At 51.6% G+C, this 1,463-nt stretch carries 1 protein-coding gene; it reads left to right on the forward strand.

The genetic code is table 11. The annotated features are described in order from the left end of the window. The first annotated feature begins 881 nt into the window (after positions 1–881). Positions 882–1,307, forward strand: a complete 426-nt coding sequence (locus tag Enr8_RS23695) for a hypothetical protein (RefSeq protein ID WP_146436555.1) — start codon at positions 882–884, stop codon at positions 1,305–1,307. Positions 1,308–1,463: the final 156 nt, after the last annotated feature.

The following is a 1,463-nucleotide window of genomic DNA, read 5'->3' on the forward strand; positions in this document are numbered from 1 at the left end:
GTCGCTGTGCCGCTTCCACTCCAGTCGCTGCGCTCCTTCCGCTGCAGCGGCACAGCGACCCCACCCAATCGTTACCTGTTTCCCAAACCGATCTTTCATAAGGCTTGGTACAGAAAATGGGGGCAGGCCATGGGGAATGGGCATTTGAATTGGGTAGATCCGAGTGGGTTGGAGTCGTTCTGGCAATGGGCTTTTGGTGGAGACGATAAGTATTCGAGAGAAGCCCAACAGGGTGCAGCCCGACGCAGGAGAGCCCTGCAAGAACTCGGCGGTGCCCCAGCACATAAACGCCTAATTGAGCAAGCTCAATTCTCAGGAGATTTGGGACACGCGGTGTTGGACACGGCAGAAAATACCGCGATCGAGTTGGCAACAATTATTATCCCCGGACCGGCTGATGACGCGTGCGTGGATGCAGCACGTGCGCGGCGGATGAAGCAAGTAGCAGACGCCGCCGCTGATAATGCTCCACCCTCAAGTGCATTGAACAGTCTGTTTGGGTTGGGCAGAAACTCCAAAGCGCTGGTTAAGGTCCCCATTTCCGAAGCGTGGCAGAATGCTTGGCCTCGCATTTCGTACGTTGCGGATGACTGGGCAACCAAGGGTGCCTGGCCTGCCCCCATATTCACGTGGACAAAGTTGAGTTGGCCGTTCGCCCCGGCGAAAACGGAGCGATTGTGCTTAGGTCGGTCTTCTCCTCAACGAGTGCGTCGGATTACAAGCGAGCGTCCAAAATTGCAAGCGACGCCTTTCAGAGTATTGGATTTCGGCAACGTCTTCACAACGCAGCGGTTCGCGCGTTACAAAATGACCCAAGTTGCAAGAAAGGGGCGGAACTGCGATTCTTGGTTGCAGCACTACAAAAACTGGGAGTTTGAAACATGCCGGAAATGTCACTTATTCTCCAAGAAGGGGATATTGACCCATTGGCACTTGGAATGCCCCAAGACGTGGTCAAGAGTATTTTGGGAAATGCTGAAGGCGTCTACGAATCTGACGACACGACGATTGAAAAACGGGGACCATTTCAGCTTCGGTTTGAAGATGGAAAACTGCAGGCGGTCACTTGGTTACTTTTAAGTGCCGAAGATTCTCCATTCAAAATCGCAGGAAATGACAAGGGTTCACTCACTAAGCATACGTCGCTCTACAACTTCTTGGACTATTGCGAGGACCAGGGAATCTCGTGGGCAATCGAAAATAGCCAGAGCTTCGATCGGCAATTGGCAATCCGAACCTGCGGAAAGGTCGTGATAATTTTCGATCTGGATGCACAAGAGTTGCAAAGAATCGTAATAAAACAATAAACATCGGAGAAATCAAAGGGGACGGGAGCAATACCGTTCGGCACGCCATTTGCGCATTCAAATTAATTCCATTTCGCCGTGCCACAATGGCAGGGCGAAGCTTGGTTTCAACCTTCAATGCAGTGGCATTTTATCGTGCGGAAGTCTTCTAAAAAA

This window comes from Blastopirellula retiformator, from assembly GCF_007859755.1.
GTDB classification, from domain to species: domain Bacteria; phylum Planctomycetota; class Planctomycetia; order Pirellulales; family Pirellulaceae; genus Blastopirellula; species Blastopirellula retiformator.